Below are 26741 nucleotides of genomic sequence, written 5' to 3' on the forward strand. Positions count from 1 at the left end.
TGTGCGCAGGGCAGGGGCGTTTAGCCTGTCCTGCAGGATAACTATAAAGTGGCTGCCGCTGTATCGTCCCGACAGGGCCTTGGCGTGCGGCCCGAGTTGCAGTTTACAACAACGTTCAGGAGACGAAATAGATGCGCATTATTCTGCTTGGAGCACCGGGCGCCGGCAAAGGCACCCAGGCCCAGTTCATCACCGAAAAGTACGGCATTCCGCAGATCTCCACAGGGGACATGCTGCGTGCTGCGGTCAAGGCGGGCACCCCGCTTGGCAAGCAGGCCAAGGAAGTGATGGACGCAGGCGGCCTGGTATCCGATGACATCATCATCGGGCTGGTCAAGGAACGTATCACAGAGGCAGACTGTGCCAATGGTTTCCTGTTTGACGGCTTCCCCCGCACCCTGCCGCAGGCTGATGCGCTGAAAGATGCCGGTGTGGATATTGATGCCGTTGTCGAGATTGATGTGGCCGATGCTGAAATCATCAAGCGTATGAGCGGTCGCCGCGTACACCCGGCTTCGGGCCGTACCTACCATATCGTGTTCAACCCGCCGAAGCAGGAAGGGTTCGACGACGTTACCGGTGAAGAACTGGTTCAGCGTGAGGATGACAAGGAAGAAACCGTACGTCAGCGCCTGAAGGTCTATCATGACCAGACAGCTCCGCTGATCAATTACTACCGCAGCTGGAATGAATCCGGTGAAGCGAACGCGCCGCGTTATGTATACGTTGAAGGTGTCGGCAGCGTTGATGATATCCGCAACAAGGTGTTTGCGGGTCTCGAAGGCTGATTGCCTGTTCTGATTGTTAAAAAGCCGCCAGTGGGCGGCTTTTTGGTTTCAATTGGCCCATAATACCCGCCTGTTTTCTGATACAGCCATATGAGGCAGCATGAACACAACGGATATCTTCGGCCTGCACGCCGTCACCACCCTTCTACAGCGCAATTCCGATCGGGTTCGTTGCCTGTTGATCCAGCAGGGCCGCGAAGATGCCCGGTTGCAGACAGTACTGGATCTGGCTGGTACGCGCGGCATCAAGGTGATCACACAGCCGCGAGAAGGGTTGGATCAGCGTGCTGGTGGGGGGCGTCATCAAGGGGTTATCGCCGAATGTGAACCGCTGCGTGCCTTGAGTGAAAAGGCACTGGACCGGCTGCTTGAGCAATCCGACACAGTTCCGCTGCTGCTGGTGCTGGACGGCGTAACCGATCCGCACAATCTTGGGGCTTGCCTGCGTACGGCAGATGCTGCAGGCGTAACAGCCGTTATTGCCCCCAAGGACAAGTCGGCACCGCTTAATGCTACCGTCGCCAAGGTTGCCTGTGGTGCCGCTGAAGTGATGCCTTACATTCAGGTGACCAACCTGGCGCGTACCCTGCAATTGTTGCAGCAACACGGTATCTGGATCACCGGAACGGCTGGCGAAGCGACCCAGAGCCTGTATCAGGCTGACCTGACCGGACCGCAGGCGATCGTGATGGGTGCGGAAGGCAAGGGCATGCGTCGTCTCACTCGTGAAAATTGCGATCAGCTGGTGAACATTCCGATGGCAGGGGAGGTCAGTAGCCTCAATGTGTCCGTGGCAACCGGAGTGTGCCTGTTTGAAGTGGTGCGTCAGCGGGCGGTAAAAGCGGAGGCCTAGCCTCCGCTGTGTGCTTCAGTGCAGCAGTTCATCCACATGGGTGGCGATCATCGCTTCCTCATTGGTCGGCATCACTCGCACGGTGACGCGTGAGCCGGGCGTGCTGATGATACCGCTGTTGCGCTGATTCGCTTCATTGTCAATCTCTATGCCAAGCCAGCGGCAGCGCTCCAGCACGCGCGCGCGCACATCCGCATCGTTCTCGCCGACACCACCCGAGAACACCACCTGTTCCACCCCTTCCAGTGCGGCACCCAGGCGGCCCATCTCCAGCGCGACACGGTAGCAAAACATGTCGATTGCTTCCTCGGCGCGAGGATCATTGGCCTGATGCAGCTCCTTCATGTCCGAGCTGATGGTGGAAACGCCCAGCCAGCCGCTTTCCTTGTAGATCAGCTTTTCCAGTGCATCCACATCCATGTTCTCTTCCCGCATCAGATAGAGCAGCACGCCAGGGTCAAGATTGCCGGTGCGACTACCCATGGGCAGGCCTTCGACGGCGGTGAAGCCCATGCTGGATGCGATGGAGCGTCCATCTCGAATGGCACACATGCTGGCGCCTGCGCCCAGGTGACAGGCCACTGTTTTCAAATTGCCAGCTCCGCCAAGGCTGAGCTGGCGCTGGATATACTCGTAGGACAAGCCATGGAAGCCATAGCGGTGCACGCCTTTCTCGATGAGGTGGCGCGGCAAGGCATATAGCCGCTCCAGCCGGGGCTGTGCCGCATGGAACATGGTGTCGAAACAGGCGACAACGGGTAGTTGTGGTGCCAGTGCACGGCAGGCTTCAACCAGCTTCAGGTTATAAGGTTGATGCAGCGGGGCCAGCGGGATAAAGCTTCTCAATTGCTCCAGCACAGCATCGTCCAGTCGCATCGGTGTGTTGAACAGGTCACCACCATGTACGACTCGGTGACCGGTCGCAATCAAACGTGACTCCGGCAGGTGCGCTTCGACCCATTGCAGCACTTCACGCAAGGCGAACTGATGACGCTCGTCCAGTGCCACTGACTGGCACTCCAGCTGATGCGAGTCCAGTACCCGGTTGTTTTCATCACGCACCTTGAACAGGGTGGTGTCACCCAGCAGGTTTTCCACTTTCAGGTGAAACAGGCAGTGAAGTTCGCTCGCACGCAGGGCATATAGGCCACACTTGAGACTGGAGGAGCCACCATTAACGGTCAGAATGGTATCCATGCTTTCAGCCCCCCTTGCGTGGATGCTTGACCATGTAGGAAGCCAGTGCACAGGACGCCAGGCGGCCCAGAGTACCTTCGGCACGGCTGGTCAGAATAATGGGTACCTTGGCCCCTACGGCCAGGCCGGCTGACTTGGCATCGGCCAGGTAGATCAGCTGCTTGGCGATCATGTTGGCGGCCTCAAGGTCAGGCGCCAGCAGGATATCGGCGTCACCAGAGACCGGTGAGTTGATATGTTTGTCGATGGCGGCCTGCAGTGAAATAGCATTATCGAAAGCCAGCGGGCCGTCCAGAATGCCGCCAGTGATCTGTCCGCGATCTGCCATTTTGCACAGGGCGGCAGCGTCGATGGTACTCTGCATGGTCGGCTTCACCTTTTCAACCGCGGCAAGAATCGCGACCTTGGGCGACTCATTACCCAATGACTGACAGAAGTCGATGGCGTTCTGAACGATATCCCGTTTTACCAACAGATCAGGCACCACGTTGATGGCGGCATCGGTGATCACCAGTGGTTTGTGGTAGTTGGGCACGTCAAACACGAATACATGGCTCAGGCGCCGCTCTGTACGGATGCCCTTGGTTTTATGAACCACGGCACTGAGCAGTTCAGAGGTGCCGAGGCTCCCTTTCATCAGCGCGACGGCCTTGGCTTCGCGAATCAGTGTACAGGCGCATTCGGCCGCCATGTGGCTGTGTTCGGTGCTGATGATTTTGTAGGGTGACAGGTCGATGCCTTCAATTTCGGCTGCGGCTCGAATCTTGTGTTCCGGGCCGACCAGCAGAGGCTCAATCAAACCCTGTTCAGCCGCTTCGATGGCACCCAAAAGGCTGTTGTGATCGACCGGATGGACCACGGCGGTGCGGATAGGGCCGGACTTGCGTGCCTGCTCAATAAAGAACTCCAGCTGGTTGTGCATCGGCGGTGTCTCGGTTGAAATCGTGGTGTTGGGGGCGTCAGCTGATATCGACATGGGGGTATCCTTCCTGAGAATGCTGATGACTAGGGTATAGTCCTATAATGAACCCATTATGACGCAGTGCAACATAAAGCGGACAGGCTCGCGGCAAAATTGATCCGAGGCAAGATCCAGGGCAGCCGAGCATGTGGCTCGGCCACCATGCCTCAGTTGTTAACCGGGGTTTTCAGAGTGTCTTGATACGGAGGCCAGCCCATCGGCTTGCCACCGAGGAGGTGCAGATGAATGTGGTAGACCGTTTGGCCACCGTGGGTGTTGCAGTTGAATACGGTGCGGTAGCCATCCTGATCAAAGCCCTGTCGCTGAGCAATTTTGCTGGCGGCCTGAATCATATGCCCCACTACCTCGCGGTCGTCGTCGGCAATGTCATTCAATGTTGCGATATGCTTGCGCGGAATAATCAGGCAGTGAAAGGGTGCCTGTGGGTTGATGTCGCGAAAGGCGATGACCTGGTCATCTTCGTACACCCGCTCAGCCGGGATTTCACCTTCCAGAATTTTGCAGAACAGACAATCCATAACCTTCTCTCGACTCATTTGATTCGTGTCGAAGCAGTATAGCGAGCGCAGTCAGATTGCCTCAACCTTTTGCTCCCGTGGTGGGCAGGCATACTGCTTGGCAACGGTACCGTCCGGCAGTACGGATTCAAGCTGTACATCGAATCCCCACAGGCGGTGCACATGTCGCAACACCTCTTCCGTGGACTGGCCCAGTGGCTGGCTGTTGTGCATGTAGTGGCGCAGGGTGAGGGAACGATCACCGCGAACATTCACGTTCCATACCTGAATGTTGGGCTCGCGATTGCCGAGGTTGTACTGGGCCGACAGAGCCTCGCGCAACTGGCGGTAGCCGCGTTCGTTGTGAATGGCATCGACCCTCAGTACCGGACGATTGCTGTCATCCATGATCGAAAACAGTTTCAGCTCCCGCATCAACCGGGGTGATAGATACTGCAGGATGAAGCTTTCATCCTTGAAATTGCGCATGGCGTGGTCAAGCGTTACTTTCCAGTCGCTGCCTGCAATATCGGGGAACCACTCCCGGTCCTCATCGGTCGGGTTTTCACAGATGCGGCGAATGTCCTGCATCATGTTGTAACCCAGCGTATAGGGGTTGATGCCACTGAAGTAGGGGCTGTCGAACGGGGGTTGATAGACCACGCTGGAATGGGAGTGGAGAAACTCCATCATGAAACCGTCGGTGACCAGCCCCTCGTCATACAGCTGATGCAGCAACGTATAGTGCCAGAAGCAGGCCCAGCCTTCATTCATCACCTGAGTCTGTTTCTGGGGATAAAAATACTGTGCAACCTTGCGCACGATGCGGACGATCTCCCGCTGCCAGGGCTCAAGCAGGGGGGCGTTCTTCTCGATGAAGTACAGAATGTTCTCTTCCGGATCTGCCGGAAAGCGAGGGTGTTTGCGATCATCACTGTCCGCTTTGCGGGGTACGGTGGTGTTCCACAGATCGTTCAGATGACGCTGTATGTATTCTTCCCTGTCCTGCTGACGCTCACGTTCTTCGGCGGCGGTGAGCGGGCGTGGGCGTTTGTAGCGGTTGACGCCATAGTTCATCAGGGCGTGGCACGAGTCCAGCAGCTGCTCAACCTCTTCCACGCCATGCTTCTCCTCGCAGCGGCGGATGTAGTTCTTGGCGAACAGCAGGTAGTCGATGATGGCACTGGCATCAGTCCAGGTTCGGAACAGGTAGTTGCCCTTGAAGAAGGAGTTGTGACCATAGCAGGCGTGAGCGATCACCAGCGCCTGCATGGTGATGGTGTTTTCCTCCATTAGATACGCGATGCAGGGGTTGGAGTTGATCACGATTTCATAGGCCAGCCCCATGCGGCCACGGGTATAGTTCTGCTCGGTCTCCACAAACTGCTTGCCGAACGACCAGTGGTTGTAGTTCAGCGGCATGCCGACCGAGGAGTAGGCGTCCATCATCTGTTCCGAGGTGATGACCTCGATCTGGTTGGGATAGGTATCCAGACCGAAATCCTTCGCGACCCGAGCGATTTCACGGTCATAGGCTTCTATCAGCTCGAAGGTCCAGTCGGAGCCGGTCGAGATTGGCTGGCGTTTTTTACGACTCATGGGCAGCCCCCTCGGTACGCTTCTCGAACAGGCGGCGGAACACCGGATAGATATCGCCTGCATCGGTGATCTGCTGCATGGCGAACTGCTCCTTGAAAGCTTCACGCACCTGCTCATATTCATGCCAGAGATTCTGGTGTGGACCGGTGGTGATCTCCACGTATGCGTAATACTGGGTTTTGGGCAGAATGCGGCTGGCCAATAGCTTGCTGCAGGTGGTCGAGTCGCCATCCCAGTTGTCGCCGTCCGACGCCTGAGCGATATAGATGTTCCAGTCGGCCGGGGGATACCGGGCATCGATAATATCGGCGGTCAGAGCCAGGGCGCTGGAAACTATGGTGCCGCCGGTCTCGCGAGAATAGAAAAACTCCTGTTCATCCACCTCCTTGGCATGGGTGTGGTGGCGCACAAAGACCACATCGATCTGCTTGTAGTTCCGGTTCAGGAACAGATAGAGCAGGATGAAGAAACGCTTGGCGATATCCTTGACGCTTTGCGTCATGGAGCCGGATACATCCATGATGCAGAACATGACCGCCTTGCTGGAAGGCAAGGGCACTCGCACGAGGTTGGTGTAGCGCAGGTCAAAGTCATCCAGAAACGGCAGTTTGCGAGAGCCTTTTTCAAGCTGAGTGATCTGCTCACGCAAGGCGGTGATCTTCTCTGTTTTTTCAACGGAGGGTGGTGTGTCTTCAAGCGCCCACAGCTCCTTGCGCAGGGCACGAATCTGCTGTCGTACGTTCTTGTCGGTCAGCGCGATGCGACGGGCATGAGCGGCCCGCAACGAGCGCACAATATGCAGCTTCTCCGGTGATCCGCTGCTGGTGAAGCCGGCACGACGGGTTTCAAACGAGGTGGCATCCTTGAGCTGTTTGCGCACCATCCAGGGCAGCTCAAGATCCTCAAACATGAAGTCGAGGAACTCTTCCTGGCTGATGGTGAAGGTAAAGTCATCCTCGCCTTCACCCTGATTGCTGGCTTTTCCCTGACCGGCGCCACCGCCACCACCGCTTTCGGGGCGTTTGAACTCGTCGCCTTCGACAAACTCCTTGTTGCCTGGGAAAATCTTGTGCCGCAATCCACCTTCACCGTGGTGGAAGACCGGCTCGGAGATGTCACGTCGAGGAATGGTGACCTGTCCGCCTTGGTCGATCTCCTTGATGGAGCGATCATGGATGGCGTCTTCAACGGCACGTTTGATGTGCTGTTTGTAGCGGCGCAGAAAACGCTGACGGTTTACCGTGCTTTTTTTCTTGGCGTTCTCTCGGCGGTCTATGATGTAACTCATGTTTCAGGCTCCCATGCGGCAGTTGCCAGGCAACTGCCGGGTCAGTTCCATCAGGGTACGGCTCCTGGTGCCCGGTTACTGCGATTTGCGGACGCGGATGTACCATTCGGACAGCAGGCGAACCTGCTTCTCGGTGTATCCGCGTTCGATCATCCGTTTCACAAACTCGCCATGTTTTTTCTGATCGTCCGAAGAAGCTTTCGGATTGAAGGAGATCACCGGCAGCAAATCTTCGGTATTGGCAAACATCTTCTTCTCGATCACGGAACGCATTTTCTCATAGCTGTTCCACGCCGGGTTTTTGCCGTTGTTGCTGGCCCGGGCGCGCAGTACAAAGTTGACGATCTCGTGGCGGAAGTCTTTCGGGTTGCTGATGCCCGCCGGCTTTTCGATCTTCTCAAGCTCTTCGTTGATCGCCTGGCGATCGAGAATGTCACCGGTTTCAGGGTCACGGTACTCCTGATCCTGAATCCAGAAATCGGCATAGGTGACATAGCGATCGAAAATGTTCTGCCCGTACTCGGAGTAGGATTCCAGATAGGCGGTCTGGATCTCCTTGCCAAGGAAATCGATGTACTTGGGCGCGATATATTCCTTCAAAAAGCCTATGTAGCGTTCCTGGGTCTCGGTCGGGAACTGCTGCTGACTGATTTCACGCTCCAGTACATGCATCAGGTGGACCGGGTTAGCCGCTACCTCGATGGCGTCGAAGTTAAACACCTTGGACAGAATCTTGAAGGCGAATCGGGTTGAGAGACCGTCCATACCCTCGTTGACGCCGGCGGAGTCCTTGTACTCCTGCATCGACTTGGCGCGTGGATCGGTGTCCTTGAGGTTCTCGCCGTTGTAGATGCGCATCTTGGAGTAGATGCTGGAGTTTTCAGGCTCCTTCAGGCGTGACAGGACAGTGAACTGGGCCAGCATGTGCAGGGTATCCGGTGCACAGGGAGCGGCATTGAGGGAACTGTTTTCCAGCAGTTTCTCGTAGATATGGATCTCTTCGTTCACTCGGGTGCAATAGGGCACCTTGACGATATACACACGGTCAATGAACGCTTCGTTGGTCTTGTTGTTCTTGAAACTCTGCCATTCCGATTCGTTGGAGTGGGCCAGCAAAATGCCGTCGTAGGGGATGGCACCCATGCCCTCGGTGCTGTTGTAGTTGCCCTCCTGAGTGGCAGTCAGCAGTGGATGCAACACCTTGATCGGTGCCTTGAACATCTCGACGAATTCCATAATCCCCTGGTTGGCACGGCACAGGGCGCCAGAGAAGCTGTAGGCATCCGGGTCGTGCTGTGGATACTCTTCCAGCTTGCGAATGTCCACCTTACCGACAAGGCTTGAGATGTCCTGGTTGTTCTCGTCACCCGGTTCGGTCTTGGCAATTGCCACCTGATCCAGAATGGACGGATGCAGTTTCACCACCCGAAACTGAGTGATATCACCACCGTATTCATGCAGACGTTTCACGGCCCAGGGGGACATGATGCCACGCAGGTAGCGACGGGCGATGCCGTACTCCTGCTCCAGTATTTCGGCGTCTTCTTCCGGATTGAACAGTCCCAGCGGTGACTCGAATACCGGTGAGCCCTTGATCGCATAGAAGGGGATATGCTCCATCAAGTGCTTGAGACGCTCCGCCAGCGATGACTTACCACCCCCAACAGGTCCGAGCAGATACAGGATCTGTTTCTTCTCTTCGAGCCCTTGAGCTGCATGGCGGAAGTAGGACACGATACTCTCAATCGCTTCTTCCATGCCGTAGAACTCGCTGAAAGCAGGGTAGCGCTTGATCACCTTGTTTGAAAAGATGCGGCTCAGGCGAGGGTCCAGTGCGGTATCGATCACCTCGGGTTCACCGATCGCATCCAGCATGCGCTCGGCAGCATTGGCGTATACCTTTGGGGTTTCCCGACACAGGTTGAGATACTCCTGCAGGCTCATCTCTTCCTGCAGGATGGCCGAATAACGTGCCTTATAGTGCTCGAAGATACTCATGCTCACCTTCCTGTACGTTACGCTACCCACTGAAAATTCAAACGCTTATTGGCCAAACCGGCGAAGCGTTCCAGTGATTTCAGTGTAGTTCAGATTACGGAGAGTCAAGTGAGGTGCGACCTAAAAAAGCTGGTCGCACCTGTCATCCAGCGGTCCTGTCCTCCTGTCTGATTTGACCATCTGAATTGTCATACGTTGCATCGCGACAAACGGCTCAGGCCTGCAGCGACATAATCAGTGCCTGCATAAATCGCGCCGCTTCGCCACCGGTGGCGGCACGATGGTCGAATGTCAGTGACAGGGGCATCACCTTGTGTACGACGACCTGATCATCAATGGCAACCGGCTCTGATCGAATCACACCTGCACCTACAATGGCGACCTGAGGGGGGACCACAACCGGGCTGGCATAGCGTCCGGCCAGGGTGCCGAAGTTACTGAGGGTGATGGTGGCGCCCTGCATCTCTGCCGGTGGAATGGAGCGAGACTTGACATCGGCACGAAGCCGGTTCAGCCCTTCGCGAAGGTCTTCGACAGACCGGTTGCCGATATCACGCAGGACCGGTACGAACAGTCCCTGCTCGGTATCCACGGCCACGCCAAGATCGATTTTCTGATGTACCCGCCGTGCCAGCTGATGGCCATCAAACCAGACATTCAGCTCGGGAACGGCCTTGCAGGCAGCCGCAATGGCCTGAACCAGTCGCATGGTAATGTCGGTACCGGCCGGCCAGTGGTCGATGTCGGCGTCCTCACACAACGAGACCGGTACCACTTCGGCATGGGACTGCGCCATGGTCCGTGCCATTTGTTTGCGTACGCCGCGGAGGGCCTCTGGCGCGCCCAATGAACGATCAAGGCTTGCAGCATGTTCCACATCCTGTGCCGTGACAGCGCCTTGTGAACCGCTGCCGCGCAGCGTATCCAGTGACACATTCAAGCGCTGAGCCAAGGCGCGTACAGCGGGTGTTACTCGGGCGGATGCCGCCTGGCGACTGCTGGGAGCGGCCCCGATAATGAACTCTTCGCGCTGACTGTCACTGCCCTGGTGTCGACTCAGTTCGCCCACAACGGTACCACTGTCACTGTCGTCCTCATCCGCAAACTCGACCAGAGGCTCACCGGTGTGAATGGTGTCACCTTCTGCACCAAACAGGTGCGCAATCACCCCATCCTGGGGCGAAGGGACTTCAATGATCGCCTTGGCCGTTTCCACCGATACCATGATCTGATCGGTCTTGATGCTGTCTCCTTCACGAACATGCCATTCCACGATTTCCGCTTCGGGCAGACCCTCGCCCAGATCGGGCAGCTTGAAATATTTCATCAGGCGTACTCCAGCGTTTCCTGCACGGCTTGAACAATGTCAGCCGTGGTTGGCAAGTAGAGTTGTTCATTACGGTAATAGGGCATGACGGTGTCATAGCCGGTGACACGGCGTGGCGGAGCCTTGAGCGAAAGCAGTGCCTGTTCGGCCAGAGTGGCGGCAATTTCTCCTCCCAGGCCGCCGTGCCGCGGTGCTTCATGCACAATGACACAGCGGCCGGTTTTGCTGACCGATGCGATCAGGGTGTCATGGTCGATCGGGTTCAGGGTGGCGACATCGATCACTTCACAACTGACACCGTTCTCTGCCAGCTGGCGGGCAGCGGCAAGGGTTTCCGTGACGGCGGCCCCCCAGCTGATCAGAGTGATGTCCTCTCCTTCGCGCAAGGTGAAGCAGGTATCCAGCGGCAGAGCCTGTCCATCGTCTTCCACCAGTGTTTTGCTGGCGCGATAGATCCGTTTTGGTTCCAGAAAGACAACCGGGTCGTCACAACGAATCGCGGCCAGCAGCAAACCGTAGGCACGAGCGGGGGACGAGGGCACCACGACGTGTAACCCGGGGATGTGTGCCAGCAGGGCTTCGGTACTTTCCGAATGGTGTTCGGGGGCATGAATGCCGCCGCCGAACGGCGCCCGCAGTACCATGGGGCAGTTCAGGCGGCCACGGGTGCGGTGGCGCATGCGGGCGGCATGGGCAACCAGATGTTCAAAGGCCGGAAAGATGAAGCCCATGAACTGGATTTCAGCGACGGGCCGAATGCCCTGGGTGGCCATGCCGACACTGAGACCCGCAATCATGGTTTCGGCCAACGGCGTGTCGATCACGCGGCGTTCACCGAAGCGATCCTGAAGGCCAGCAGTGGCACGAAACACGCCGCCGTTGGTGCCGATATCCTCGCCCAGCAAAATTACGTTAGGGTCATCTTCCATAGCGCGTGCCAGTGCCAGATTAACGGCATCCAGCAGGGTAATGGCATTGTCACTCATGATCCTCTCCTCCCTGCCGCTTCTGACGCATCTCTTCTTTCTGCCGTTGCAGCCCCGGCGGGCATTCTGCATAGAGATAATCAAACAGATCATCAATCGCCTGTGGCGGCATGGCCAGGTAGGCATCGACCGCCTTTCCGATCATCCCCTTGGCCTCTTCCTGCCAGCGCTGCTCCTGCTGTTCGTCCCACAGATTCTGGCTGTGGAGCCAAGTGCGCAGACGAGGCAGGGGGTCTCGTGCCCAAGCCTGTTTCAACTCTTCTGCCGAACGGTAACGGGTGGCGTCATCGGCTGTGGTATGGTCGGAGAGTCGGTAGCTGACCGCTTCAATCAATGTGGGGCCCTTTCCGTTGCGGGCGCGTGCCAATGCCTGGCCGACCACTTCATGCAGGGCAACGGCATCGTTGCCGTCCACCTGCTCGCCGCGGATACCGGCACCGATCGCTTTCTGAGCCAGTGTCGGCGCAATGCACTGTTTGGCACGAGGCACCGAGATGGCCCACTGATTGTTGTTGATCACGAAGACCACCGGCAGCTGCCAGGCACCGGCCACATTGATGGCTTCCAGAAAATCACCCTTGGAGGTGCCGCCATCCCCGATCATGGTGAGTACGGCCTGTGGCTGCTGACGCAACTTGAGTGCCGTGGCCACGCCGCATGCATGCAGGCACTGGGTGGCGATGGGGACTGCGTTGGGAAGGTCCTTGCGCATGGCCGGTGAAGCGCTGCCGCGCTCGTCACCACCCCAGTACAGCAGCACATCCTGCATGGGAACGCCGCGCATCATCTGCAGAATATGGTTGCGATAATAGGGTACCAGCACGTCTTCCGGCTGCATCAGTGCTCCACAAACCACATCAATGGCCTCGCCACCCAGCAGAGAGGCATAGGTACCCAGCTGGCCGGTACGCTGCAGGCTGATCGCCTTGGCATCAAACTGCCGAGCGAGCACCATCTGGCGGTAATAGTGGCACCAGGGATCACTGCCCTGCGCCCACTCAGGCATGCCACCCACAGGTGTGCCGTCCGGAGCCAGGTAACGGGTCAGATGAATTTCGCCGTGATAGCGTATCTCATGCATGCTGCACCTCCTGGTGCTGATGAGTCAGCTGTACCTCACCGGCCGCCTGCAACAGCGATTCGGCGTGCAGGTCAGCGACATGGTGCACTGACTGACCGGTACGGTCGGCTTCTGCAAAGAGATGAGTGAGGGTTGCTGCAATTTCACGAATCTTGGCATCACGCTCATCAGCGGAGCGACCGGCATGATGCATGGCAACATGAATCAATCCACCGGCATTGAGCACATAGTCAGGCACATACAGAATTCCTCGCTGACGCAGGCGGTTGCCGTCCTCATCGGTCGCCAGCTGGTTGTTGGCACAGCCGGCAACAATGCGACAGTTGAGGCGAGGGATGGTGTCGCTGTTGAGGGTGGCGCCCAGGCCACAGGGGCTGAAAATATCCGCACCGGTATCGTAGATCGCCTCGGTTGCAACGGCTCGGGCGTTGAATTCACGCACACAGCGATCGGTCCGTTCGCGCTCAATATCGGCGACGTAGAGCTGGGCGCCGGCCTGGTGCAGGCGCTGTGCCAGTGCGTATCCCACATGGCCAAGCCCCTGAATGGCGATGCTGAGCCCTGCCAGACTGTCCTTGCCAAGCTGATGCATAACTGCAGCCTTGATGCCCTCGAATACACCCAGTGACGTATGTGGAGAGGGATCGCCGCTGGCACTTGTACAGCTGACAAAGCGGGTAGTGGTTTCGATGGCATCCATGTCGCTGACTTCGGTACCGCTGTCCATGGCGGTGATATAGCGCCCGCCCAGCTGATCCACCATGCGACCGAAGGCCTGCATCAATGCGGCTCGGTCAAACGCGCCTTCCGGCTTGATAATCACCGCCTTGCCGCCGCCGTGGGGCAAGTCGGCCAAGGCGGCCTTGTAGCTCATGCCACGGGCAAGTCGAAGTGCATCGGTAATGGCATCCTGCTCACGAGTGTAATGGATAAAACGGCAGCCGCCGATGGCCGGGCCGCGCGCTGTGGAGTGAATCGCGATAATGGCTTTTAGACCGGTAGCCGGATCCAGGCCGAAGTGGAGGTCGGTCAGACCGGCGTTTTCCATCTGCTTCAACATGACGGGGTCCTCCGCACTGGGGCGTCAGGGAAAACGTATGTGAATGGGTGACCTTGAGTCTTGTGGACAGCACCACCCCTTACATTCTGAATAGCACAGCTCTGGGCAAAGTACAGCTTGAGGATCAGTGATTTAGAGTGATTGGGTGCGGCATGTGCAGATGCACAAAGACACTTTCAGGCCCGCTGACAGAGCGATCGGCAAGGATGAATTGGATCCGTGTTGCAGTGCGAAGAATCAGTGCGAAAGCGCTTCCAGTACACGCGGCCAGAGAGGTGAACCGGTCGGTGAGACGGGGGCAGGCGGTGCGGCTGGTGCCTCTTGGGGCAACAGGTGAGGTGGGACGGGCTCGCCGGCTGCGATCAGTCGCTCACGTTCCAGCCAGCGTTTAACCTCCGACAGAAGGGAGAACAGCTCTTCATCCGTAAAGTGGGTGCGGGGTTGCAGAGGGTCACGTACCTGGTTTACCTCCAGGGCAGGTGCTGAGCAATCAAATGCCTGCTCCTGTCCAGCCCGCAGGCAGTAGCCGCTCTGCTCAGGGGAGTCATGTCGTTTCATCAGACTGCACCCCTAGAGCAGAGCCAGCAGGCCTAGCCCAGTCAGTATCCGTTGCCATCCTGTCATGCCGGTCGTTCCATTAAATCAGAGAGTGGCCACCGAAAGCGCCAGTCCCGCGGCGATCAGTGCACTGCCTGCCAGCCGCTGCTGCCAGATCATGGCCATGGGGTGAGCGAATTGCTGCCGCAGGCCCGATGCCAAGCCACTGTATCCGGTCATGATGCAGGCTTCGGCTGCCATCAGTGTAGCACTAATAGTAATTAGCTGGGGCAGCTGCGGCCGGGCGGGATCGATGAACTGGGGGATCAGCGCGAGCAGAAAAACCAGACCTTTTGGGTTGGTAATGTTGACCAGCAACGCCTGCAGGAAGCGGCTGTGACGAGGCGCAAACGCAAGCGACTCCACCTCACCTGATGCGCGCTGTCTCCAGAAACGGATTCCGAGCCAGATAAGATACACTACACCGATCCATTTAAGGATGGAAAACAGCTCCGGTGAGGTGGCAATCAGACTGCCAAGCCCAAGAGATACCACCATAATCTGTACGCCATAGCCGCTGACAAGCCCAAGCGTGCTCCAGCAGGCGCCGCGGACACCATAGGTCAGACCTGCGCCCATGGCGGTGGCGGCACTGGCACCGGGAGACAGGCTGATCAGCAGGGCGGTGCCCAGCAGTGCAATCCAGATCTCTGTACTCATCGTTATAAAACCTCTGCAACGCAAACAGCCGCCCGAAGGCGGCTGTTGAAACATTGGCGTGAAATATCAGGTGTTTTCGCGTGCAATCGCACGGTAAGCGATATCGGTACGGAAGTAGGCATCCTTCCAGCTGACCTGCTTCAGCAGTGCGTAGGCGCACTGTTGAGCCTCGGTCACACTGTCACCCAGTGCGGTGACGCAGAGCACACGCCCCCCGGCTGTGACGACGTTGCCCTTGTCATCCAGCTGGGTGCCGGCGTGGAAGATCTTGCTGCCTTCCGGGCAGGATTCCGGCAGGCTGATCACATCGCCTTTGGCGTAGTCGCCCGGGTAGCCGCCGGCCGCCATGACGACCCCAACGGACTTGCGCTCATCCCATTCGGCAGTGGTCTGGTCCAGCTTCCTGTCCAGCGCCGCCTGGCACAGTTCTACCAGTGAAGACTTGAGGCGCAGCATGATTGGCTGAGTTTCGGGATCACCGAAACGGCAGTTGTACTCGATTACCTTAGGTGTACCGTCGGCCATTATCATCAGGCCGGCGTAAAGGAAGCCGGTATACTGGTTGCCTTCCGCCTTCATACCGTTCACGGTCGGCATGATCACTTCGTCCATTACACGCTGATCGATCTCGGCGGTTACTACCGGTGCCGGAGAGTAGGCACCCATACCGCCGGTATTCAGACCGGTGTCGCCATCGCCAACACGTTTGTGGTCCTGGCTGGTGGCCATCGGCAGCACATTGTCGCCGTCGACCATGACGATGTAGGAGGCTTCCTCCCCATCGAGGAACTCTTCAACTACTACGCGGCTGCCTGCATCACCGAAGGCGTTGCCGGCCAGCATGTCACGAATGGCGTCTTCAGCTTCCTGCAGGGTCATCGCCACGATGACGCCCTTGCCGGCAGCCAGGCCGTCGGCCTTGACCACGATCGGGGCGCCTTTCTCGCGCACATAGGCCAGCGCAGGTTCGATCTCGGTGAAGTTTTGATACTCCGCCGTCGGAATCTCATGACGTGCCAGGAAGTCCTTGGTGAACGCCTTGGAACCTTCGAGCTGAGCCGCACCGGCGGTCGGACCAAAGATCGCAAGACCCGCTGCGCGGAAACGATCAACGATGCCGGCTACCAGCGGTGCCTCAGGACCGACGATGGTTAGCGCTACCGCGTTGTCGCGGGCGAAGTTGACCAGTGCATCGATCTGCATCACGTCGATATCCACATTCTCCAGCTTGGGCTCAATGGCCGTACCGGCGTTGCCGGGAGCGACATATACGCATTCGACTGCAGGATCTTTAGCCGCGGTCCAGGCCAGTGCGTGCTCGCGACCGCCGGAACCGATAACCAGAATATTCATGTTCGATTCCCCTTGTTTAGTGACGGAAGTGACGCATGCCGGTGAATACCATGGCAAGGCCGTGCTCATCGGCAGCGTCGATCACTTCCTGATCGCGCATGGAGCCGCCGGGCTGGATCACTGCAGTGATACCCGCCGCTGCAGCGGCATCGATGCCGTCACGGAACGGGAAGAACGCATCAGACGCCATAACGGAGCCGGGTACTTCCAGACCTTCGTCAGCGGCCTTGATGCCGGCGATCTTGGCAGAATAGACGCGACTCATCTGACCGGCGCCAATGCCAATGGTCTGGCCGTTCTTGGCGTAGACGATGGCGTTGGATTTGACGTACTTGGCCACTTCCCAGCAGAACAACAGGTCACGGATCTCCTGTTCAGTGGGCTGGCGCTGGGTGACGATCTTCAGCTGAGAGGCGTCGATCATGCCCAGATCCTGGTCCTGCACCAGCAGGCCGCCGTTAACACGCTTGTAGTCGAAGCTGTGTTTGCGTTCTTTATCCCACTGGCCGCATTCGAGCAGGCGCACGTTGGGTTTGGCGGCGACAATATCAGAGGCCTCCTGTGTAACGCTCGGGGCGATGATCACTTCCACAAACTGGCGGTCAACGATCGCCTGGGCAGTCTTGCCATCCAGCTCGCGGTTGAACGCGATGATGCCCCCAAACGCTGAAGTGGGGTCAGTCTGGAAGGCACGATTGTAGGCTTCCAGAATATCGTTGCCGACAGCAACTCCACAGGGGTTGGCGTGCTTGACAATGACGCAGGCCGGTTCCTGGAACGGTTTGACACATTCCAGTGCTGCATCGGTATCAGCCACGTTGTTGAACGATAGTTCTTTGCCCTGCAGTTGACGGGCGGTTGCCACACTGGCTTCGCCGGGGTTGGCTTCAACGTAGAAGGCCGCACGCTGGTGCGGGTTCTCGCCGTAGCGCATGTCCTGTGCCTTGATGAACTGGGTGTTGAAAGTGCGTGGGAAGTCGGCCGGCATCTCCTCGTCGCCTTCGACGATGGCGCCCAGATAGTTGGCGATCATGCCGTCGTAGGCAGCGGTGTGTTCAAATGCTTTCACAGCCAGATCGAAGCGGGTTTTGAAGCCGAGGCCGTTGTCAGATTTCAGCTCAGCGATAATGCTGTCGTAGTCGGATGCATTGACGACGATGGCAACATCCTTGTGGTTCTTGGCGGCGGAACGCACCATGGTCGGGCCACCGATATCGATATTTTCGATAGCCATCGGCAAATCGCAGTCAGGGCGGGCGATGGTAGCGGCGAACGGGTAAAGGTTAACCACAACCATGTCGATCGGCTGAATGCCGTGCTCGCTCATGATGGCATCATCGGTGCCGCGACGGCCCAGAATGCCGCCATGCACTTTGGGGTGCAGGGTCTTGACGCGACCATCCATCATTTCAGGGAAGCCAGTGTAATCCGAGACTTCAATCGCCGGGATATTGTTGTCACACAGCAGTTTGTAGGTGCCGCCAGTGGACAGGATCTCGACGCCTTCGGCACTGAGTGCACGAGCAAAGTCAACGATGCCGGTCTTGTCAGACACGCTGATCAGGGCGCGACGGACGGCTTTGGTGTTCTGTTCAGACATGGTAAGCGTTCCAGTTCGAAATGAATTCAGTTACAGCAGACCGTACTGCTTGAGCTTCTTGCGCAGGGTGCCACGGTTGAGGCCCAGTACCTCTGACGCCTTGGTCTGATTGTCCTTGGTGTAGGCCATCACGCTCTCGAACAGCGGTGCCTCGATTTCGGACAGAACCATCTGATAGACATCGGTAACAGGCTGGCCGTCCAGCTGTTTGAAATAGCTGGTCAGTGACTGGTGCACGGTGTCACGCAGGGTCTGTTGGGGGATCTGCGTCTGTGTGCCGGGTTTAGTCTGTTTCAAGTCTTTGGTATCCACTGTACTTCTGTACCCAATCCAGGGATCAGGCGGCTGCCAGCCGGGACGCAAAAAAAGCGGCCACGGCACTCACCTGATCATGTGCTGTTTCTAGTTGATTGAAATCTTGCCGAAAGTCCCGGTTGCCCTCTGCTGTTTGCAGATACCAGCCCACATGCTTGCGTGCGATCCTGACGCCGAGATAGTCGCCGTAGAACGCATACAGTGCCAGCAGGTGCTCGGTCAAAATCTGCTCTTGCTCTTGGGCAGATGGGTCAGGGCGCTCCGTGCCCGTGCGCAGAAAATGATCAATCTGGCCGGGCAGCCAGGGGCGACCCTGTGCCGCACGGCCAATCATCACTGCATCAGCACCGGTCAGCTCGAGTACCTGCCGTGCCTTGCGTGGTGAGTCGATATCACCATTGGCAAACAACGGTATACTGACTTCGTCACGTACTCGGGCGATAGTGCTGTACTCGGCCTCTCCGCGATAGCCATCGGCCCGAGTGCGACCGTGAATGGCCAGTGCCGCAATGCCGGATTGTTCGGCAAGGCGGGCAATGCGAATCGCGTTGCGCGTGTCAGGGCACCAGCCTGTGCGGATCTTGAGCGTAACCGGTACGTCTACGGCTGCGGTAACTGCCTGCAGAATATCTTGTACCAGTGGCTCGTCCCGCAGCAGAGCAGAGCCTGCGGCCTTGTTGCATACCTTTTTGGCGGGGCAACCCATGTTGATGTCGATGATCTGAGCACCGTTCGCGACATTCAAGCGAGCAGCCTCAGCCAACATGTCGGGATCACCGCCGGCAATCTGAACAGAACGCGGCTCGGGTTCACCCGTGTGATCAAGACGCAGGCTGGATTTTCGGGTGTGCCAGAGACGGCTGTCGGATGTGACCATTTCGGACACTGCGAGTCCGGCACCCAGGCGGCGACACAGCTGGCGGAACGGGCGGTCCGTCACCCCGGCCATGGGGGCCAGAATCACCCGACTGTCAATGCTGTATGGGCCGATCCTGAACATGCTGCGTCCTGTCAGAAAGATAAAGGAAACTCACGTTTGCTGCAGTTGCGGCAAACCGGGGGCTTACTTTCGGAAGGCGGCCAATGATACTCCTTCGGCTTGCTGCGTCCAACCGTTTCTGATGAAAAAATGATCTGTTATCAGGGCTCGTGAGTCGGGGCCAGCAGGGAAAGCTCGTAACTGACACCACGGCGTCCTGGTGAAGCAAGTTCCAGCTCGATCTGCATCGGTTGGCCAGGCATCATCTGTTCAGTAGACAGGCTGCGGGTATCAAGGTATTCGCCCGGCTGAAACGTGCGCTTAGCCACTTCTCGTCCTTTCAAGTCTGTAAAGCGCAGCTGAAGCGCCGGCCATGGCTGGGGAAAGGGGGCCATGTTTTCGAGTACGATGGAAACTTTAAGTGCATCGGCGAAGCGTGGGTGAGGTTGAACATGCAGGCTGTGGTTTCGGATCTGACTCAGCGCATGAGCACTGTCGAGATCACAGCTGATCTGATGACACAACATGGAGTAAATACTCTGTAGCTGCGGGTATTGAGCAAGTCGAGCACGCTCAAACCAGATCAGCTGCGACAGAAATACAGCCAGTGTCAGCAAAATACCCAGCAGCAGGAAGGCGGTGGTAATCGGATTGCGTTCGTTCTCGACTTTGGCCAACTGAAGCGGCTCCGCGATCAGCGGCAGGGCGGCCGTGCTTCCTGCACGAGCTTGATCTGCATCGATACCGACAGGGGGCGGTGCCTTGACAGGTTCGGCTGCAGCAATCGGAATATCAGTCGAAGCGGAAGTGGTATCCGGGCGTGCCTTTGAAGGCTCATTTACAGCCTTGATCGAGGTTTCAAGGTGTTCGTCGGCGGGGCTGTTTTGCTCGGGCTTGAACGAGCTGACTTCGTGTTGGGGGGCGCTGAAAACTCTCAGGCAGGCACCACAGCGCACCTGCCCCTCGGCCAGCTTGAGCTGGCCTTCGGTCACGCGAAAGCGGGCATGACAGTTGGGGCAGCGCGTTATGATCAAGGGTCAGCTCTCCTGCTTGCGGGTACCACTGAGGCGGATCCAGCCCTCGCGTTCACCCGGAGCATCCATTTCAAACCACTGACTGTAGGTGGATATTAGCTCATCTGCCTGCTGCGATAACAGGCCAGACAGCAGGATGCGTCCTCCCGGGCAAACGCGCTCGGCAAGCGTTGGGGCCAGCTCACACAGAGGGCCTGCCAGAATATTGGCTACCAGAACATCCGCCTGCAGTTTGGGAGCATTAAGGGGCAGGTAGGCGTTGAGTCGTTCTGTTGGCAGCTTGTTGCGGGCCAGGTTGTCAGCGGTGGCGGTGAGTGCCTGAGGATCGATATCCACGGCCATGACGTGGCGCGCTCCGAGCAGCAGGGCGGCAATGCCCAGAATGCCGCTGCCGCAGCCGTAGTCGATCACCTGCACTCCGTTCAGTTCCTGTCCGTCCAGCCATTCGAGACAAAGCGCGGTTGTCGGGTGGGTGCCGGTACCGAAGGCAAGGCCTGGGTCAAGCATCAGGTTGACGGCATCAGGCTCGGGTGCTTCGCGCCAACTGGGGCATACCCAAAGGCGCTGACCGAACTGCATTGGATGATAATGATCCATCCATTCTCGCTCCCAGTCCTTGTCCTCCAGAATTTCGGCCTTGAACTCGGGCAGTGTGCCGGCGTCGGCAAAGGCGTCTTTCTGAGCCTTGGCCAGTAGCTGCAATGTTTCACGCAAGTCATGCTCGGCCGCGAACAGGCCTGTAACGATGGTGTGACTCCACAGAGGCGTGGTTCCCAGATCAGGTTCAAAAATCGGTTGGTCGGCGGCGTCCTGATAGGTGACGGCTGCGCAGCCGGCGGCCAGCAGCAGGTCCTCGTAGGTTTCGGCCTGCTCGGGTGAAGTGGCAACTTTAATCTGTAGCCAAGGCATGCAGAGACTCCATCTGTTTGATATCAGTAGTATGTCCTAAAACTGCGACGGGTAAAATCCGGTGTTTGCTGATCCAGCGCACGTCAATGGTGTCTGGCAGGTGGTTGGCAGTGTCAGGCAAAAAGGGGGGAGGGTGACAACAGCCGGATTCAGCCGGCTGTTGTCGAGAAAGACTCAGAGGCCGAGCTTTTTCTCAAGGTAGTGGATGTTCACGCCGCCACGGGCAAAGTTGGTATCGCGAACAATATCCTGATGCAGCGGAATGTTGGTCTTGATCCCTTCGATCAGCGTTTCGTCCAGTGCGCTCTTCATTCTCGCCAGTGCCGTTTCGCGGTCATCCGCAAAAGTGATCAGCTTGGCGATCAGTGAGTCATAATGGGGCGGTACGCTGTAACCACTGTACAGGTGTGAATCAACGCGAATGCCATTACCGCCTGCCGCATGGAAATGAGTCACTTTGCCGGGACTGGGCATGAAGGTTTTGGGGTCTTCCGCGTTCAGACGGCACTCAATGGAGTGGCCGCGCAGCTTGATGTCTTCCTGTTTGTATGACAGAGGCAGGCCGGCTGCAATGCGCAGCTGTTCCTTGACGATATCAACACCGGTTACCATTTCAGTCACCGGATGCTCGACCTGAACACGGGTGTTCATCTCGATGAAGAAGAACTCGCCATCTTCATACAGAAACTCGAAGGTACCGGCACCGCGGTAACCAATCTCGATACAGGCGTCGACGCAGGCCTTGAGAACCTTGGCGCGAGCGGCCTCATCAATCATCGGTGCCGGTGCTTCCTCGACAACCTTCTGGTGACGGCGCTGCATGGAGCAGTCGCGGTCGTACAGGTGAATGGCATTGCCCTGACCGTCGGCCAGTACCTGTACTTCAACATGGCGCGGCTTCTCGAGAAATTTTTCCATGTACACGGTTTCATCACCGAAAGCCGCCTTGGCCTCGGATTTGGTCACCTGTACCGCGTTACCCAGGTGCGCTTCGGTATGCACCACGCGCATGCCGCGACCACCGCCACCGGCTGCAGCCTTGATGATCACCGGGTAGCCGATGCGACGGGCGATCTTGTAGACAGCTTCAGCATCGTCAGGCAGGGGTCCGTCAGATCCCGGCACGGTTGGTACACCCGCTAGCTTCATTGCATTGATGGCGGATACCTTGTCACCCATCAGGCGAATGGTATCGGCGCGCGGACCAATGAAGGTAAAGCCAGAACGCTCTACCTGCTCGGCAAAGTCCGCGTTCTCGGCGAGAAAACCATAGCCGGGGTGAATCGCCACAGAGTCGGTTACCTCGGCGGCACTGATGATTGCCGGAATGTTGAGGTAGCTCTGGGTGGACGGGGCAGGGCCGATGCACACGGCTTCGTCGGCGAGGCGCACATGCATCAAATCGCGGTCAGCCACCGAATGGACGGCAACGGTCTTGATGCCCAGCTCCTTGCAGGCGCGGAGGATACGCAGCGCGATCTCACCACGGTTTGCAATCAGCACTTTATCCAGCATAGTGAAAATCCTTGGTCAGCAATCAGGCGATGGTGATCAGCGGCTGGTCGAACTCGACCGGTTGGCCATCTTCGGCCAGAATGCTTTCGACTACACCGGATTTGTCAGCTTCGATCTGGTTCATCATCTTCATCGCTTCCACGATGCAGATAACATCCCCTGCTTTCACGCTCTGTCCCACTTCAACGAAAGGTCCTGAGGTGGGAGACGGAGAGCGGTAGAAAGTGCCAACCATCGGTGAGCGTACGGCATGGCCCAATGGGGCCGCCTCGGCCGGTGCTTCGGGAGCCGGGGCGGCTGCAGCGGGTGCCGGAGCCGCAACGGGTGCCGGTGCTGCGTATTGGGCGGGGGCCGCGATTACCTGGCTGCCGCCACGACTGATACGGACAGACTCTTCGCCTTCCTTGATCTCGATTTCGTTGATGTTTGACTCTTCCAGCAACTCGATCAGTTTTTTGACTTTGCGAATATCCATGCTTTGAAGGCTTCTCTGAATTCAATGTTGTTAAAGGGTACGAACCTGTCCGTTGCGGTTCAGCCTTGCAGCAAACGGCTGTGGGCCGCTTCAAGGGCAAAACGATAGCCTTCAGCACCAAGGCCGCAGATGACCCCTACTGCCTTGTCGGACAGGTAGGAGTGCTGGCGGAAGGGCTCGCGAGCATGCACGTTGGACAGGTGCACTTCAATAAAGGGTATGTCCACGCCCAGCAGGGCATCACGCAGTGCGACACTGGTGTGGGTAAAGGCGGCCGGATTGATAATAATGAAACCGGTGCCTTGTGCCGGTGCCTGATGAATACGATCGATCAGGGCGGCTTCGGCATTGCTCTGGAAACACTCGGCTGAATGTCCCAGCGCCGTGGCCTGAGTGACAATCGATGCCTCGATATCGGCAAGTGTGGTGGAGCCATAGATGCCGGGTTCTCGGGTGCCGAGCAGATTCAGGTTTGGACCATTCAGAACCAGAATATGTGCCATGCATTTGCCCCGTCGAAACTCAGTTGCCATGGGTTAAAACCAAGGTCGACTAGTGTGCATGAAAGTTAAATGCCTGTCTATGCTGGCCGTCGGATTTTCGTCTGTTAGCGGCGAGTTTGCCGAAGTTAGCCTTATATATGCGATAGCCGGTGATAATCACCGCTTCAGCGTCAGCGTGCTGCACGATTGACCGCAACCGCCGAATTGTCCATAGTGCAATGCAACATGGAGGCTGCGTCCAGCGGCCCCTGAATAGATGAAATGGCAGGAGACACGAGTGGAACGACTTGAGCGCATCTGGCTTGGAATCTGGGACCGATTTGCGACCGCGCGCAAGCTGCAGCTGGTATTGCTGGTGCTGATTATCTGGCTGCTGGTATCACTGGGTGTTGGCGTCTGGTGGAGCAGCGAACCAGATCGCTTCGATGTGGTCCGCGAGGCAAGTGCACAGACGACAACGGGTAAGCCTGTTACCGGTACTCATACGGTTGCAACGCTGATCACTCTGGGCAATACCCTGTTGGACAAGCCGGGGGGATATTTGAGTAATGACCGTCTGCCACCGGGCATCTGGCTGGATAACATGCCAGCCTGGGAGTTTGGGGTGCTGGTACAGATGCGTGATATGGGGCGCTCACTGCGCAAAAGCATGAGTCGGTCCCAGTCTCAATCGACAGAGGACCCGGCTCTGGCCAAGGCTGAACCACTACTGCACTTCAATAACAACAGCTGGATACTGCCGTCAACTGAAGGTGAGTATCGCAAGGCGATCCACCTGCTGCAGGATTATGCAGACAGGCTGTCGGATGAAAACCAGAGTAATGCCCAGTTCTATGCCCGTGCAGACAATTTGCGTGACTGGCTGGGCGATGTTTCCACTCGGCTCGGCAGTCTGTCGCAACGGCTCAGCGCCAGTGTTGGCCAGCGCCGTGTGAATACCGACCTGGCAGGCGAAACCGGGGCGCGCCAGTCAACCGTGTCGGATACTGAAATTGATGTAAGAACTCCCTGGCTTGAGATAGACAATGTGTTCTATGAAGCCAGGGGGACTACGTGGGCGCTTCTGCATCTGCTCGAAGCGGTCGAACAGGATTTCGGCGAAGCACTGGACCGCAAGGGCGCGCGTGCAAGCCTGCGCCAGATCATCCGTGAGCTGGAATCGACTCAGTCAACCTTGTGGAGCCCAATGGTGCTGAATGGTACCGAGTTTGGTTTTCTTGCCAATCACTCACTGGTGATGGCGTCTTATATATCACGGGCCAACGCAGCCATTATTGATCTGCGTGACCTGCTTGCTCAGGGTTAGGAGCGGAGAAGACTCATGCGTAGAGTGGTATTCAATCAGAAAGGTGGTGTTGGCAAATCCAGTATTACAGTCAATTTGGCAGCGATCAGTGCCAGCCGGGGACTCAAGACACTGGTTATTGATCTTGACCCTCAGTGTAACTCCACCCATTACCTGCTGGGGGATGATGCCAACCAGCCGGATACCGATGCCTACGGTTTTTTTGAGCAGACGCTGAGTTTCCAGCTCAAGCCCAAGGCGCCTGAAGCCTTCATTCACCCGACACCCTTTGCCGGGCTGTCGATTCTGCCGGCACATCCGGAGCTGGGTGATCTGCAGTCGAAACTTGAGAGCAAGCACAAGATCTACAAACTGCGTGATGCGCTCGATGAGCTGGGGGATGCGTTTGATGCCATCTATATCGATACACCGCCGGCCTTCAACTTCTTTACACTGTCGGCGCTGGTTGCAGCTGAACGCTGCCTGATCCCGTTTGACTGCGATGAGTTTGCGCGTCAGGCACTCTATAACCTGCTGAATAATGTGCGTGAAACGCGGGCGGACCATAACGAACGGTTGGAAGTGGAAGGCATTGTGGTGAATCAGTATCAGCCCCGCGCCTCCTTGCCCCGCAAGATTGTTGAAGGGCTGCTGGCCGAATCGCTGCCGGTGCTAACCACTCGGCTGTCGGCCTCGGTCAAGATGAAAGAATCTCATAACGAAGCGAAACCTTTGATCCATATGGCTCCCGCCCACAAGCTGACACAGGAGTTTGTGCAGCTGTTCGAGGAGTTGGAAAAGGTCTGACGGTTTGTGTTTGTTCAGAGCATAAAAAAACGGAGCCTTGTGGCTCCGTTTTGTCGATATCGCCTGGGATAAATTGCCGGATACCGCTTATTTGTCCGGCGCAATAACCCGACCATCACTCATGAATACGCAGTCGCGCTGAGCGGCACTATCCCGTGCGGCGAGCGATTTGCGTCTCAAACGCAGCAGCCAGGTAAAAATTGCCGTGGCCGACAGCGCGAGAATGACTAATTCCGTCATGCAAACCCTGTAAATTTTCTTCGTACCCCCGCATTGTAACCAGACAGGACGGGATGGCAAGCGTAGATTACATCCCCTTTACTGCGAAGATGCCAGGCGCGTTGCGCCAATAACCCTTGTAGTCCATGCCATAGCCGAAAATGTAGCGATCCTCGATCTCGATCCCTACAAAATCGGCCTTGAACCCCGGGCGGGCCTTGCGGTCATGGCGCTTGTCAACCAGCACGGCACACTGTACTGATGCAGCACCTTCCGCCTTCAGGTAGTCCATCACTTCGGCCAAGGTATGGCCTTCGTCCAGAATGTCATCCACTACCAGTACCGGGCGGTCCTTGAACTCGACCATTGGCGGCACCTTCCATTCCAGCTCGTGGCCGGATGTGGTATTGCGGTAGCGCGTGGCGTGCAGGTAGCTGGCCACCAGCGGGAAGTTGAGCCGGGTCAGCAGTTGGCCCGCAATCACCAGACCACCATTCATGACCGCAAAAATGACCGGTTCGCGGTCATGAAGTTCGGCGGTAATGTCGGCAGCCATGTTGCTGATTGCCGCTTCCACCTCGGCCTGGCTGTGGAGCAGGTCAGCCTCGATGTAGACGCGCTTGATCTCTTCGGAATCGATAGTGCTCATGGAACCACTCCGGCAATGGCTGATGGCCGCCACTGGCGACCGGATTGTAAAAAAAGTGAGCAAGGGTACTCAGGTTTTGCTGTCTGAGCAATATCAGGCCGTGGGCGTGGATGACATCAGGCGGATCATTCGTTAGTCTTGCCCTGAATTTTTTGTCAAGCCGGACGTTGGTTCAAACGTGCGGC

28 protein-coding genes are annotated in these 26741 nt (G+C 57.4%); 5 read left to right on the plus strand and 23 right to left on the minus strand.

Translation table 11 applies throughout. The features are described 5' to 3' along the window. Nucleotides 1-131: 131 nt before the first annotated feature. Nucleotides 132-788: an adenylate kinase gene (gene adk / locus ABIE61_RS05960; protein WP_091825285.1), complete on the plus strand. Its 657-nt coding sequence runs from the start codon at nt 132-134 to the stop codon at nt 786-788. A gap of 100 nt (nt 789-888) precedes the next feature. Beyond that, a complete protein-coding gene (gene rlmB / locus ABIE61_RS05965; RefSeq protein WP_354407638.1) occupies nt 889-1641 on the plus strand; it encodes a 23S rRNA (guanosine(2251)-2'-O)-methyltransferase RlmB in 753 nt (250 codons plus the stop codon). Between the two features lie 15 nt (nt 1642-1656). Here the strand turns inward: rlmB and ABIE61_RS05970 are convergent, their stop codons facing one another. From ABIE61_RS05970 to aroQ, 21 genes are all read right to left on the minus strand, one after another. Then, nucleotides 1657-2838 carry an acetate/propionate family kinase gene (locus ABIE61_RS05970; protein ID WP_354407641.1) on the minus strand — a complete coding sequence of 394 codons (1182 nt, stop codon included), beginning with the start codon at nt 2836-2838 and terminating at the stop codon, nt 1657-1659. A gap of 4 nt (nt 2839-2842) precedes the next feature. Next, entirely contained in the window at nt 2843-3814 is a 972-nt protein-coding gene (locus tag ABIE61_RS05975) for a bifunctional enoyl-CoA hydratase/phosphate acetyltransferase (RefSeq protein WP_242530122.1), read from the minus strand. Between the two features lie 152 nt (nt 3815-3966). Further along, nucleotides 3967-4338: a histidine triad nucleotide-binding protein gene (locus ABIE61_RS05980; RefSeq protein WP_354407642.1), complete on the minus strand. Its 372-nt coding sequence runs from the start codon at nt 4336-4338 to the stop codon at nt 3967-3969. A 51-nt stretch (nt 4339-4389) separates the two neighbouring features. After that, on the minus strand, nt 4390-5916 hold the full coding sequence (locus ABIE61_RS05985) for a SpoVR family protein (RefSeq protein WP_354407645.1): 1527 nt from the start codon (nt 5914-5916) through the stop codon (nt 4390-4392). Beyond that, nucleotides 5906-7204, minus strand: a complete 1299-nt coding sequence (locus ABIE61_RS05990; RefSeq protein ID WP_091825299.1) for a YeaH/YhbH family protein — start codon at nt 7202-7204, stop codon at nt 5906-5908. Before ABIE61_RS05990 ends, ABIE61_RS05985 begins: the two co-directional genes overlap by 11 nt. Nucleotides 7205-7279: 75 nt before the next feature. After that, nucleotides 7280-9202: a PrkA family serine protein kinase gene (locus ABIE61_RS05995; protein WP_206840313.1), complete on the minus strand. Its 1923-nt coding sequence runs from the start codon at nt 9200-9202 to the stop codon at nt 7280-7282. Nucleotides 9203-9416: 214 nt separating this feature from the next. After that, a complete protein-coding gene (locus ABIE61_RS06000; RefSeq protein ID WP_091825304.1) occupies nt 9417-10529 on the minus strand; it encodes a dihydrolipoamide acetyltransferase family protein in 1113 nt (370 codons plus the stop codon). After that, nucleotides 10529-11515: an alpha-ketoacid dehydrogenase subunit beta gene (locus tag ABIE61_RS06005; RefSeq protein WP_354407648.1), complete on the minus strand. Its 987-nt coding sequence runs from the start codon at nt 11513-11515 to the stop codon at nt 10529-10531. The genes ABIE61_RS06000 and ABIE61_RS06005 overlap by 1 nt, the downstream gene beginning before the upstream one ends. Beyond that, nucleotides 11508-12596: a pyruvate dehydrogenase (acetyl-transferring) E1 component subunit alpha gene (pdhA, locus tag ABIE61_RS06010; protein ID WP_206840324.1), complete on the minus strand. Its 1089-nt coding sequence runs from the start codon at nt 12594-12596 to the stop codon at nt 11508-11510. The genes ABIE61_RS06005 and pdhA overlap by 8 nt, the downstream gene beginning before the upstream one ends. Then, on the minus strand, nt 12589-13656 hold the full coding sequence (locus ABIE61_RS06015; protein ID WP_354407651.1) for a Leu/Phe/Val dehydrogenase: 1068 nt from the start codon (nt 13654-13656) through the stop codon (nt 12589-12591). Before ABIE61_RS06015 ends, pdhA begins: the two co-directional genes overlap by 8 nt. 237 nt (nt 13657-13893) lie before the next feature. Continuing rightward, on the minus strand, nt 13894-14214 hold the full coding sequence (locus ABIE61_RS06020; RefSeq protein WP_206840328.1) for a hypothetical protein: 321 nt from the start codon (nt 14212-14214) through the stop codon (nt 13894-13896). Nucleotides 14215-14298: 84 nt separating this feature from the next. Next, the gene (locus tag ABIE61_RS06025; protein WP_091825317.1) at nt 14299-14913 is read right to left on the minus strand and encodes a LysE family transporter; all 615 of its coding nucleotides are present in this window, start codon (nt 14911-14913) and stop codon (nt 14299-14301) included. A gap of 66 nt (nt 14914-14979) precedes the next feature. Further along, complete coding sequence (gene purD, locus ABIE61_RS06030; protein WP_354407656.1) at nt 14980-16266, minus strand: phosphoribosylamine--glycine ligase; 1287 nt, start codon at nt 16264-16266, stop codon at nt 14980-14982. 16 nt (nt 16267-16282) lie between these two features. Further along, nucleotides 16283-17866, minus strand: a complete 1584-nt coding sequence (gene purH, locus ABIE61_RS06035; RefSeq protein WP_091825323.1) for a bifunctional phosphoribosylaminoimidazolecarboxamide formyltransferase/IMP cyclohydrolase — start codon at nt 17864-17866, stop codon at nt 16283-16285. 30 nt (nt 17867-17896) lie between these two features. Further along, a complete protein-coding gene (fis, locus tag ABIE61_RS06040; RefSeq protein WP_091825326.1) occupies nt 17897-18178 on the minus strand; it encodes a DNA-binding transcriptional regulator Fis in 282 nt (93 codons plus the stop codon). 25 nt (nt 18179-18203) lie between these two features. Next, on the minus strand, nt 18204-19181 hold the full coding sequence (gene dusB, locus ABIE61_RS06045) for a tRNA dihydrouridine synthase DusB (RefSeq protein WP_354407659.1): 978 nt from the start codon (nt 19179-19181) through the stop codon (nt 18204-18206). Nucleotides 19182-19321: 140 nt separating this feature from the next. Beyond that, a complete protein-coding gene (locus ABIE61_RS06050; RefSeq protein ID WP_354407662.1) occupies nt 19322-20194 on the minus strand; it encodes a DUF3426 domain-containing protein in 873 nt (290 codons plus the stop codon). A gap of 3 nt (nt 20195-20197) precedes the next feature. Next, the gene (gene prmA, locus ABIE61_RS06055) at nt 20198-21103 is read right to left on the minus strand and encodes a 50S ribosomal protein L11 methyltransferase (protein ID WP_354407665.1); all 906 of its coding nucleotides are present in this window, start codon (nt 21101-21103) and stop codon (nt 20198-20200) included. 174 nt (nt 21104-21277) lie between these two features. Continuing rightward, complete coding sequence (accC, locus tag ABIE61_RS06060) at nt 21278-22618, minus strand: acetyl-CoA carboxylase biotin carboxylase subunit (protein ID WP_091825338.1); 1341 nt, start codon at nt 22616-22618, stop codon at nt 21278-21280. Nucleotides 22619-22640: 22 nt separating this feature from the next. Further along, entirely contained in the window at nt 22641-23093 is a 453-nt protein-coding gene (accB, locus tag ABIE61_RS06065; protein ID WP_354407668.1) for an acetyl-CoA carboxylase biotin carboxyl carrier protein, read from the minus strand. A gap of 59 nt (nt 23094-23152) precedes the next feature. Next, nucleotides 23153-23596, minus strand: coding sequence for a type II 3-dehydroquinate dehydratase (gene aroQ, locus ABIE61_RS06070; protein WP_354407671.1), 444 nt, complete (start codon nt 23594-23596; stop codon nt 23153-23155). A 277-nt stretch (nt 23597-23873) separates the two neighbouring features. Here aroQ and ABIE61_RS06075 point away from each other — a divergent pair, with 277 nt between their 5' ends. After that, the gene (locus ABIE61_RS06075) at nt 23874-24902 is read left to right on the plus strand and encodes a DUF2333 family protein (protein WP_354407673.1); all 1029 of its coding nucleotides are present in this window, start codon (nt 23874-23876) and stop codon (nt 24900-24902) included. Between the two features lie 15 nt (nt 24903-24917). After that, nucleotides 24918-25688, plus strand: a complete 771-nt coding sequence (locus ABIE61_RS06080) for a ParA family protein (RefSeq protein WP_354407676.1) — start codon at nt 24918-24920, stop codon at nt 25686-25688. A gap of 87 nt (nt 25689-25775) precedes the next feature. Here ABIE61_RS06080 and ABIE61_RS06085 read toward each other — a convergent pair whose 3' ends face one another. After that, nucleotides 25776-25928 (minus strand): hypothetical protein, encoded by a 153-nt coding sequence (locus ABIE61_RS06085; RefSeq protein ID WP_175527616.1) that lies wholly within the window; start codon nt 25926-25928, stop codon nt 25776-25778. A 67-nt stretch (nt 25929-25995) separates the two neighbouring features. Beyond that, complete coding sequence (locus tag ABIE61_RS06090; protein ID WP_354407679.1) at nt 25996-26556, minus strand: hypoxanthine-guanine phosphoribosyltransferase; 561 nt, start codon at nt 26554-26556, stop codon at nt 25996-25998. Here ABIE61_RS06090 and ABIE61_RS06095 point away from each other — a divergent pair. After that, entirely contained in the window at nt 26555-26692 is a 138-nt protein-coding gene (locus tag ABIE61_RS06095) for a hypothetical protein (protein ID WP_354407681.1), read from the plus strand. The genes ABIE61_RS06090 and ABIE61_RS06095 overlap by 2 nt on opposite strands. The last annotated feature ends 49 nt before the right edge of the window (nt 26693-26741 follow it).

Origin of the sequence: Marinobacterium sp. MBR-111 (assembly GCF_040547585.1) — a bacterium.
GTDB classification, from domain to species: domain Bacteria; phylum Pseudomonadota; class Gammaproteobacteria; order Pseudomonadales; family Balneatricaceae; genus Marinobacterium; species Marinobacterium iners.

Excerpts from the sequence above, each read along its gene's own strand:
- adk (WP_091825285.1), top strand. The coding sequence starts at position 132 with ATGCGCATTATTCTGCTTGGAGCACCGGGCGCCGGCAAAGGCACCCAG.
- ABIE61_RS05990 (WP_091825299.1), bottom strand. The coding sequence starts at position 7,204 with ATGAGTTACATCATAGACCGCCGAGAGAACGCCAAGAAAAAAAGCACG.
- dusB (WP_354407659.1), bottom strand. The coding sequence starts at position 19,181 with ATGTTCAGGATCGGCCCATACAGCATTGACAGTCGGGTGATTCTGGCC.
- purD (WP_354407656.1), bottom strand. The coding sequence starts at position 16,266 with ATGAATATTCTGGTTATCGGTTCCGGCGGTCGCGAGCACGCACTGGCC.
- ABIE61_RS05980 (WP_354407642.1), bottom strand. The coding sequence starts at position 4,338 with ATGGATTGTCTGTTCTGCAAAATTCTGGAAGGTGAAATCCCGGCTGAG.
- pdhA (WP_206840324.1), bottom strand. The coding sequence starts at position 12,596 with ATGCATGAGATACGCTATCACGGCGAAATTCATCTGACCCGTTACCTG.
- ABIE61_RS05995 (WP_206840313.1), bottom strand. The coding sequence starts at position 9,202 with ATGAGTATCTTCGAGCACTATAAGGCACGTTATTCGGCCATCCTGCAG.
- prmA (WP_354407665.1), bottom strand. The coding sequence starts at position 21,103 with ATGCCTTGGCTACAGATTAAAGTTGCCACTTCACCCGAGCAGGCCGAA.
- ABIE61_RS06020 (WP_206840328.1), bottom strand. The coding sequence starts at position 14,214 with ATGAAACGACATGACTCCCCTGAGCAGAGCGGCTACTGCCTGCGGGCT.
- ABIE61_RS06085 (WP_175527616.1), bottom strand. The coding sequence starts at position 25,928 with ATGACGGAATTAGTCATTCTCGCGCTGTCGGCCACGGCAATTTTTACC.
- ABIE61_RS06025 (WP_091825317.1), bottom strand. The coding sequence starts at position 14,913 with ATGAGTACAGAGATCTGGATTGCACTGCTGGGCACCGCCCTGCTGATC.
- ABIE61_RS06080 (WP_354407676.1), top strand. The coding sequence starts at position 24,918 with ATGCGTAGAGTGGTATTCAATCAGAAAGGTGGTGTTGGCAAATCCAGT.
- ABIE61_RS05975 (WP_242530122.1), bottom strand. The coding sequence starts at position 3,814 with ATGTCGATATCAGCTGACGCCCCCAACACCACGATTTCAACCGAGACA.
- aroQ (WP_354407671.1), bottom strand. The coding sequence starts at position 23,596 with ATGGCACATATTCTGGTTCTGAATGGTCCAAACCTGAATCTGCTCGGC.
- accC (WP_091825338.1), bottom strand. The coding sequence starts at position 22,618 with ATGCTGGATAAAGTGCTGATTGCAAACCGTGGTGAGATCGCGCTGCGT.
- ABIE61_RS05970 (WP_354407641.1), bottom strand. The coding sequence starts at position 2,838 with ATGGATACCATTCTGACCGTTAATGGTGGCTCCTCCAGTCTCAAGTGT.
- purH (WP_091825323.1), bottom strand. The coding sequence starts at position 17,866 with ATGTCTGAACAGAACACCAAAGCCGTCCGTCGCGCCCTGATCAGCGTG.
- ABIE61_RS06000 (WP_091825304.1), bottom strand. The coding sequence starts at position 10,529 with ATGAAATATTTCAAGCTGCCCGATCTGGGCGAGGGTCTGCCCGAAGCG.
- ABIE61_RS06090 (WP_354407679.1), bottom strand. The coding sequence starts at position 26,556 with ATGAGCACTATCGATTCCGAAGAGATCAAGCGCGTCTACATCGAGGCT.
- ABIE61_RS06015 (WP_354407651.1), bottom strand. The coding sequence starts at position 13,656 with ATGTTGAAGCAGATGGAAAACGCCGGTCTGACCGACCTCCACTTCGGC.
- ABIE61_RS06005 (WP_354407648.1), bottom strand. The coding sequence starts at position 11,515 with ATGAGTGACAATGCCATTACCCTGCTGGATGCCGTTAATCTGGCACTG.
- rlmB (WP_354407638.1), top strand. The coding sequence starts at position 889 with ATGAACACAACGGATATCTTCGGCCTGCACGCCGTCACCACCCTTCTA.
- accB (WP_354407668.1), bottom strand. The coding sequence starts at position 23,093 with ATGGATATTCGCAAAGTCAAAAAACTGATCGAGTTGCTGGAAGAGTCA.
- ABIE61_RS06095 (WP_354407681.1), top strand. The coding sequence starts at position 26,555 with ATGGAACCACTCCGGCAATGGCTGATGGCCGCCACTGGCGACCGGATT.
- ABIE61_RS05985 (WP_354407645.1), bottom strand. The coding sequence starts at position 5,916 with ATGAGTCGTAAAAAACGCCAGCCAATCTCGACCGGCTCCGACTGGACC.